The organism is Oleiagrimonas sp., from assembly GCF_027858935.1.
Lineage (GTDB): Bacteria > Pseudomonadota > Gammaproteobacteria > Xanthomonadales > Rhodanobacteraceae > Oleiagrimonas.
Window position 1 is genome coordinate 1 of the sequence record NZ_JAQIBU010000333.1, and the last position, 8159, is coordinate 8159.

The following is an 8159-nucleotide window of genomic DNA, read 5'->3' on the forward strand; positions in this document are numbered from 1 at the left end:
CCCGTGCGCTGGCCACGGTCATGGCGCGGTCGCACGGCAGCCAGTGCTGCCAGTTGTCGTAGCCGGTCTTCAGTGCGTCCTCGATCAGCAGGCCGCGAAAACCGGAGCAGTCGATGAACAGGTCGCCGTCGATGACTTCGCCGCTCTCCAACTGGAGGGACTCGATGAAGCCGTCGTCATCGCGCAACTTAACGTCGACCACCGTGCCCTCGATACGGCGGACGGTTTCCGGATCGCAGTGCTTGCGCAGAAAGCCGGCATAGCGGCCTGCATCCAGATGGTAGGCGTGGCGGATCCCGGTGAGCGGGCTGTCGCCGACGCGTTCCATCTGTGCCATGCGCCCGGCAAGACAGGCCTGCGCGTTGACCGAATAGGCCCATAGGTCCGGGGCACCGGGTTGGCGCTTGCGGTCCCCAACGGACCGCAACCAGTAGTGCTGGAAAGGCAGCAGTCCGAGTGGCAGGCCGATGTCGCCGAAAGCGTGCAGGTAGGAATCGCCGATGCGGCCCCAGTCATTGAACTGGATGCCCAGCTTGCAGGTGCCCTGGCTGGCCTTGAGCACGTCGTGCTCGTTCAGCCCCAGGAACTGATTGATGTGGCGGATCTGCGGGATCGTGGCCTCGCCCACGCCGACGGTGCCGATGGCATCCGACTCGACCAGCCGGATCTGCACGCGTGGCCCCAGGGCGCGGCCCAGCAAGGCCGCGGTGATCCAGCCGGCGGTGCCGCCACCGACGATGACCACGCGCTGGATGGGAGATGCTTGCATTGAGGTGGTTCCCTTGCGGCCATGGGACGTCGACGGTCGCATCCACAGTCTGGATGGACAGGCAAAAAAAGAGCCCCGTCGATCCTACGCAACGGGGCTCATTGGGGTAAAGGGACCCTCCATGCACATCACAGTGGAGGATTCCCGTCCGGGGAGACTTACCTGAACTTGTAGGACACGCCCAGATCGTAGCGGCGGCCGTAGCTTTCCCAGGTCTGCACCTGACGCGGATCGTTGTTCTGGTAGGTGACGAACTTCTTGTCGCTGAGGTTGGATCCCTGGAAGATGATGGTCAGGCCGTTCAGGCTGCCCGAGCCAATGGTGTAGCTGACCTGGGCATCGTACGAGCTGCCGCCCTTGATGGTCTGTTCCTGACGGGTGGCACTGATGCCGGACACCCGGCCCAGGAAGCTGCTGCGGTAGCTGTCGCTCACGCGGGCCTCGAAGCCTTTGTGCTGGTAGTACAGCGTGCCGTTGGCGACCCACTTGGACAGGCCCGGAACGGTAATCGGGTTGGGGTTGCTGCCGAGTACCAGCGAGCTCTTGGTGTAATCCCCGGTCAGGATCACACCGAAGCCGTTGAGGGACCGGCTGAGGTAATCGAGCGGAAGGTTCACGGTGACCTGCGCGCCCTTCACGTAACCGCTGCCGTCGTTGACCGGTCCGGACACGATGCCCTGAGTGGTGCCCAGTTGCTGCTGCTGGGCCGCGGTCAGGTAGGAGGGAACGAAAGCCGCGAAGTCATACTGGTAGGCCGCGTTGGGATCGATGAAGTCGCTCAGCTCCAGGAAATAGGCCGATGCCGAAATGTATCCTGCGCCGCCGCTCTGGCACAGGGCCGACTGCTTGGCATCGTTGGAGTTGCACTTGTAACCCGAGCTGTTGCCCGTGAAGTAGTGCTCGTAGCTGACGTTGTAGTTGTCTGCCATGGTCGGCATCAGTTTGGCATTGCCGCCAGAGGCGCTGAAGTAGGACTGGTTCGGGTTGGTCGAGGACAGGTGCGTGATGTCGGTGTTGAGACCGATGCTGGAGCTCATCTGATCCATGCGTGGACGCGCCATGGTGCGTGCGGCACCCACACGCAGGTCGTCGTTGTCGGTCAGGCTGAACACGAGGTTCGCACTGGGCAGGAAACGCGAGAAGTGCGTGCCGCCCTGGTTCGGCTTGAGCGAGACATTGGACCCGTTGGTCCCGCCGGCGCTGGCCGATACGTACTGGCCGTACGAGGATTGTCCCGTCCATGCCTCCTGCACGCCGAAGTTGCCGCGCACGGGCATGTTGCCCATGTAGGTGTCCAGGTTGAACTGCACATAGGCGGTGGTGTCGCGCTCGCGCACCTTCCAGTTCGGTGGCACCGAGATCGACGACAGCGCCGTCGGAAACAACTGGTAGGTGCCGTTGCTGATCAGCTGCAGCGGGTTGTAGGTGACCTGAGGGCCGACACCCATCCAGGACAACGGATCGCTGGAGAAAGCGTTCGGAATAGCCGAGGTCTGCGCCCCGTTGGGCAGGATCAGGAAGTTCTGGTCGATGTTGTAGGTCTTGTTGCGCGTGCCGCGGTTGACGCCGAACTCGACGCTGGAGATTGGGCCGTTGGCAAACTCACGCTTCACGCTTGCACGCAGATTGGCGAGATAGTCGTCGGTGCGTGGCGCGTTGATGAAGCCCGCCTGCACGACCGGCGGCGTGGCACCGCCGCCCCAGCCCTGGGGGTCGGTCAGGACCATGCCCGAGGTGTAGTCCAGGGCCGGCTGCAGGTACAGCAGGCCACCGGGCCGCTCGGAGAAACCGATGGTGTCGGTGGCGCCGCCACCGACGCCGTAACCGGTGCCGGCGTAGCTTTCCAGGAGTTTGTCCTTGCGTTGTGCGCGCGAATAGTTCGCCGTGATCTTGGCCGACCAGTCCTCGTTGAAGCGGATGTCGTTGCTCCAGTCGATGTTCCAGACCTTGGCGCGAGTCTTGTTGTAGTCGTTGCGCACGACAGTCTTGACGTTGGCGTAGGTGCCGCTCTGCACGAAACCGTTGCTGACGTTGCCCGGCTGCAGGGTCACGCCACTGCCCCAGTACAGGGGGAACTCCATGCCCTTGGCCTGCTGGGTCTCGTTGAACTTGTCGTAGGTCAGGTCCAGGGTGCTGGTGTAGTTGTCCGAGGGCCGCCACTGGAACGTGGCCAGATAGCCCTGGCGTTTCATCTGGTCGGAAATGCCGTAGTTCTTCACGCCGCCCACGACCAGGTTGCCGTTGGCGTCATTGGGATAGCCCCAGGGCGCCTGATGCTTGATCTGGGAAGGGTTGGAGTCCAGGTCGATGCCAAGGGTGATGCCAAAGGTATGGTCGGCGAACTGGTTCACGTATACGCCGTTGACCTGATAGCCCTTGTCGCTCACGCCCGGGCCCTTTGCCAACTGGCCGGCGCTGTCCCAGATGTAGTGGGCGTTGATGGCGGCCTGTGGCTTGCTCTTGTCGAGCGGTCGGATGGTGTGCATGTCCACCGTGCCGGACAGACCCTGGCCGATCAGACTGGCACTCGGGCTCATGTGCACGACCACGTTGTCGAACCAACTCGAGGGATACTGGTCGAACTGCACGTCGCGATTGTTGGACGTGCTGACCTGCTGGTTGCCGTTGATCAGCGCGGTGCTGAAATCCGGGCCCAGACCATGGATGGAAAGGACCTGCGGACGACCGTCCACGGTCTGTACCGCAAGACCGGGCAGGCGGCCCAGCGAGTCGGCGATGGAGGTTCCGGGCAGCTTGCCGATCTGCTCGGCGGAGACGGCCTCGACGATGGAATTGGAATCGCGCTTGAGCGCGATCGAGTTCTGCACGCTGCTGGCGAAACCGGTCACTTCGACGGCGCCGAGCAGGGTGGAAGACTTCTTCTTTTTCTTTTTGGCGGTCTTGGTGGCGGCGGTGCTGGTCGAACCCGAAGAGGACTGCTGGCCTTGGGAGCTGGAGTCTTGCGGTTGGTTGCCGGGTGCGGCCGGATGGGCATGGGCCCCGGTGGCCGACATCAGGATCGCCGACGCCAGTGCGGCGCTCAGCAGGTTGCGCTTGAGAATCATTGTGGATGCCTCCCCCAATAAAATCATGTTGTTGGAATAACAGTCACCGATTTTCATTTGCAACCGGTTGACGACAGGCCCGCGACCGTAATGTTCGCGTAACAATTTCGATGGTAGCCCCGAGTACGGCCGATCCGAACATCCCTGCATACGTATTCATGGCGAAGAGAGAGGTTCGAGCCTTATCCGCAACAGGCGCCAGGAGTCGGTGCCGGAGCGGGGCGCTTATCCGTGGCGGTTGCTTGCCAATGCCCTGAAATCCAGTGTCAGAGCCAAATACGGTGATTGCCGAGAAGGGTTGCAGGGTGTCCAGACGACACAGCACACCAGCATCCGTTGACCGCCTTGTGGCCGTTCGGATGCCAGCATTACGGCGCATGTTGTTGGATTTATTCCATCCAGATCAGATATTTATTTTTTCTTTGGACCATGATCACCCGCCGAAATGGGGATGAATACGTATGCAAAAGCATCGGCCTGACCGTCATTGCACGGTTAAGCTTGAGCAGGGGTCAAGCCAAACCCATCCGGCACCCGCATTCCGCGGTCCGCCAGCGTCTGGAAGCACTACATGAATGCCTATCCCTGGTGGCGCGGCGCCATCATCTATCAGATCTATCCACGTAGTTTCCTGGACACCAACCAGGATGGCGTGGGGGATCTGCCAGGTATCGTCGAGCGTCTGGATTACGTGGCCAGCCTGGGCGTGGACGCCATCTGGGTTGCCCCTTTCTTCACTTCGCCGATGGCCGATTTCGGCTATGACATCGCCGATTATCGCAATGTCGATCCGCTGTTCGGCAGTCTGGATGACGTCGACCGTCTGCTGGACGAGGCGCATCGTCGTGGTCTCAAGGTCATGATTGACCAGGTGCTCAGCCATACATCAATCGAGCACGCATGGTTTCGCGAGAGTCGTCAGAGCCGCGACAATGCCAAGGCCGACTGGTATGTTTGGGCCGATGCACGGCCCGATGGCACCGCGCCCAACAACTGGCTTTCGATCTTTGGCGGTCCGGCCTGGCATTGGGAGCCTCGGCGCTGCCAGTACTACCTGCACAACTTTCTTTCGGCGCAACCGGACCTGAACTTCCATCATCCGGACGTCTGCGAGGCGGTACTGGACAATGTGAAGTTCTGGCTGGATCGCGGCGTGGATGGTTTTCGGCTGGATTCCATCAACTTCTGCTTCCATGATGCAGCGCTTCGCGACAACCCGCCGAAGCCGCTGGAAAAACGGGTCGGACGCGGGTTCCGACCAGACAATCCGTACGCTTTCCAGTACCACTACTACAACAACACCCGGCCGGAGAACCTGGGCTTCCTGAACCGGCTGCGCAGCCTGCTCGATCGCTATCCCGGTGCGACGACGCTGGGGGAGATCTCCTCGGAGGATTCGCTGGCGACGCTGGGGGAGTACACCAATGGCCAGCGCCTGCACATGGGCTACAGCTTTGAGCTTCTGACCGAGGATTTCAGTGTTGCGCACATTCGCGAAACCGTGCGTAATCTGGAAGCCAATATGCCTGATGGGTGGCCGTGCTGGGCCATTTCCAACCATGATGTGGAGCGCGTGGTCACGCGTTGGGGCGGCGCCGATGCACCGCCGCAGCTGGCCAACCAGCTCACTGCCATGGTCTGTTCCCTGCGCGGTTCGGTCTGTGTATATCAGGGTGAGGAACTGGGGCTGACCGAGGCGCAAGTGCTGTACGAGCAGCTCAAGGATCCGTATGGCATCGCGTTCTGGCCCAACTACAAGGGTCGGGACGGATGCCGTACGCCGATGCCCTGGGATGCAAACAGTCACGCCGGCTTCACCACCGGCGATACCCCCTGGCTTCCGGTGCCGGACGACCATCGGCCCCTGTCGGTGGCTCGGCAGGAGGCCGAGCCCGGATCGACCCTGCACGGCTTTCGTGCCTTCATGCGCTGGCGCCATGCGCAGCCGGCGCTTCGCTGGGGCGATATCCGACTGCTGGATACCGAAGAACCGTTGCTCGCATTCACCCGTACCCTGGATGGCGAGACCGTGCTGGCCTGTTTCAACCTGTTACCGGATCCACTGGACGTAGCCGTACCGCTTGCACAGTCGGTGCAGCAGATCGAGGCGGATCACCTGTTACAGGGCAAGTTGCGGGGCCGGCACATGGCGCTACCTGGATATGCCGCGTTTTTCGCACGCGTCGCGAATGAGTGAACCGACCGGTGGTCTGCAGGACTTCGGGCCCAGCAACTAGAGCGTGCGGTCGCCCACCAGCACCACATCGGCCGGACGCTTGGCGAACAGCCCCACGCTGACCACGCCCACGATCTGGTTGAGCTCGGCTTCCAGGCCCAGCGGGTCGATGATGCTCAAGCCGTGAACGTCAAGAATCCAGTTGCCATTGTCGGTCACCACGCCATCGCGCCAGACGGGCTGCCCGCGGCGCTTGCTGATCTCGCGTGCCACGTGGCTTCTTGCCATAGGGATCACTTCGATCGGCAGCGGGAACTTGCCAAGCAGGTCGACCTGCTTGCTGGAATCGATGATGCACACGAAAGTGCCTGAGGCGGCCGCGATGATCTTCTCGCGGGTCAGTGCCGCACCACCGCCCTTGATCAGGCGCTTGTGCGGATCGCACTCGTCGGCGCCGTCAACATACAGCGACAACGGGCCGACCGCGTTGAGGTCCAATACCTTGATGCCGTGTGACTTCAGTTGTTGGGTGGACTGTTCCGAACTGGACACTGCGCCCTGGATACGATTCTTGATATCAGCCAGCGCATTGATGAAGTAGGCCACCGTGGAGCCCGTGCCCACGCCAATGACACTGTCGTCCTCGACATATCGAATCGCGGTTTCGCCGGCCAGTCGCTTTTCGTTGCTAGTGTTCATGGGCATGGGCAGGTGGTTACGGAGATGTCGAGGATAGCTCACGCTGCCTGAATACGTACCCGGTCGCAGGAATGCGCCTTCTCCTGCGAATAGGCAAAGGAGCCCAAGCTTGCGTGTTGCGGCCACGCCGGCGAAAACTCATCGTGGGCGTGCAGGAGACTTTGGCGTTGGGGTTATTCGAGGGCCAGGATGTGCTTCCAGGCGGCCTTGCCGACTGGCATCACCGAGAGCCGGTTTCCCTTGCGCACCAGTGGCATGTCGGCCAGTGCCGGGTCATCTTTCATTTCGGCCAGCGAGATGGTGCGCTCAAGCCGGCGCTCGAAGGCAATGTCGACCAGTATCCAGCGCGGCTTGTCGCGCGAACTTTTGGGATCGAAATGGCCGTCCTTCGGGTCGAACTGGGTCGGATCAGGGTACGCGTCGCTGGCTACGGTCGCGATGCCGACGATGCCCGGCGTGGCGCAGTTGGAATGATAGAAGAACACCTTGTCGCCAACGCGCATGTCGTCGCGCATGAAGTTGCGCGCCTGGTAGTTGCGTACACCGTCCCAGGGCTCGCGGCCCTTGCGTTCAAGGTCGTCGAGGGAAAACGCTTCCGGTTCGGATTTCATCAGCCAGTAGTTCATGATGCTCCGGTGCAGTGGATCAGTTCGTCTTCGGTAACCACGTAATCCATGGATACGTCCCACTCGCGCGTCTCGAGCGTGGGATGTTCCTGGAAGGTGTAGCCGACACCCACAAGCAACGGTCGTGTAGGGCGCGAAGTCTGGTGGAGAAAAGCAAAACTGGTGTCGTAGTATCCGCCGCCCGTGCCGATGCGGTGGCCTGTCCGATCGAAGGCCAGCAGCGGTACCAGGACAAGGTCGAGGTCGCGCGCTTGCACCGTTGCGGCATCCGCATCGGGTTCGGGTATGCCATGGCGGTTTGCCGTGACCGGCTCGCCCATGGACCAGGCTGCGAAGCTCATCTGGCGCTGTGCTGCGACGCGCGGAAGATAAAGTTGCTGGCCGCGATCGGCCAGGGGGGCGAGGGCCAGGTTCAGCGGCAACTCGCCCCTGCAGGCCCAGTAGCCCGCGACGCGGGGGGCGACAAGAAACTCGGGCAGATGCTCGAGCTGCCTGCGTACGCCCTGTGCGGCGCTCATGCGTTGCTGTGGACTGAGCGCCTTGCGCTGGACAGCCATGCGCTCGCGGAGGTTATTCAAAGTGTCCTCGACGCTGCTCACGGATGACCGGTTTCCTGTTGGCTGTAAGGATTGCGCCGTGGTGGAAGTTTTGCGGCTTAAGCCCCGACGAAAACGGCCCCGACGGGGCCGTGCTCGAGAATGGGGAGGTGTTCTCCACAATGCCGATGCGCATCGAACGACCTTGATCCGGAGGGATCAGGTGGGAGAGCTCACATGGCATCCAGGCTTTCCGTTCACGACGGACATGCTCACCAGCCATGATGT

The 8159-nt window shown here is 61.8% G+C and carries 6 protein-coding genes and 1 other RNA gene; 1 reads left to right on the top strand and 6 read right to left on the bottom strand.

Annotation, left to right across the window (positions count from 1 at the left end):
- Together PF446_RS12605 and PF446_RS12610 are read right to left on the bottom strand one after the other, a co-directional pair.
- Positions 1 to 769: tryptophan halogenase family protein (locus PF446_RS12605; RefSeq protein WP_298072136.1), on the bottom strand; the 769-nt coding region annotated here is incomplete at its 3' end.
- A 158-nt stretch (positions 770 to 927) separates the two neighbouring features.
- Positions 928 to 3834: a TonB-dependent receptor gene (locus PF446_RS12610; protein ID WP_298072138.1), complete on the bottom strand. Its 2907-nt coding sequence runs from the start codon at positions 3832 to 3834 to the stop codon at positions 928 to 930.
- A 571-nt stretch (positions 3835 to 4405) separates the two neighbouring features.
- Between PF446_RS12610 and PF446_RS12615 the strand changes: the two genes are divergently transcribed.
- On the top strand, positions 4406 to 6031 hold the full coding sequence (locus tag PF446_RS12615; protein WP_298072140.1) for an alpha-glucosidase: 1626 nt from the start codon (positions 4406 to 4408) through the stop codon (positions 6029 to 6031).
- 36 nt (positions 6032 to 6067) lie between these two features.
- Here PF446_RS12615 and rpiA read toward each other — a convergent pair whose 3' ends face one another.
- From rpiA to ssrS, 4 genes are all read right to left on the bottom strand, one after another.
- On the bottom strand, positions 6068 to 6709 hold the full coding sequence (gene rpiA, locus PF446_RS12620; RefSeq protein ID WP_298072146.1) for a ribose-5-phosphate isomerase RpiA: 642 nt from the start codon (positions 6707 to 6709) through the stop codon (positions 6068 to 6070).
- A gap of 173 nt (positions 6710 to 6882) precedes the next feature.
- Positions 6883 to 7335, bottom strand: a complete 453-nt coding sequence (locus PF446_RS12625) for an EVE domain-containing protein (protein ID WP_298072142.1) — start codon at positions 7333 to 7335, stop codon at positions 6883 to 6885.
- Entirely contained in the window at positions 7332 to 7934 is a 603-nt protein-coding gene (locus PF446_RS12630) for a 5-formyltetrahydrofolate cyclo-ligase (RefSeq protein WP_298072144.1), read from the bottom strand. Before PF446_RS12630 ends, PF446_RS12625 begins: the two co-directional genes overlap by 4 nt.
- A 107-nt stretch (positions 7935 to 8041) precedes the next feature.
- Positions 8042 to 8159: non-coding RNA, 6S RNA (gene ssrS / locus PF446_RS12635), on the bottom strand; the annotation flags it as partial.

Coding starts and splice junctions, on each gene's coding strand:
- PF446_RS12610 (WP_298072138.1), bottom strand. CDS start 3,834: ATGATTCTCAAGCGCAACCTGCTGAGCGCCGCACTGGCGTCGGCGATC.
- PF446_RS12615 (WP_298072140.1), top strand. CDS start 4,406: ATGAATGCCTATCCCTGGTGGCGCGGCGCCATCATCTATCAGATCTAT.
- rpiA (WP_298072146.1), bottom strand. CDS start 6,709: ATGAACACTAGCAACGAAAAGCGACTGGCCGGCGAAACCGCGATTCGA.
- PF446_RS12625 (WP_298072142.1), bottom strand. CDS start 7,335: ATGAACTACTGGCTGATGAAATCCGAACCGGAAGCGTTTTCCCTCGAC.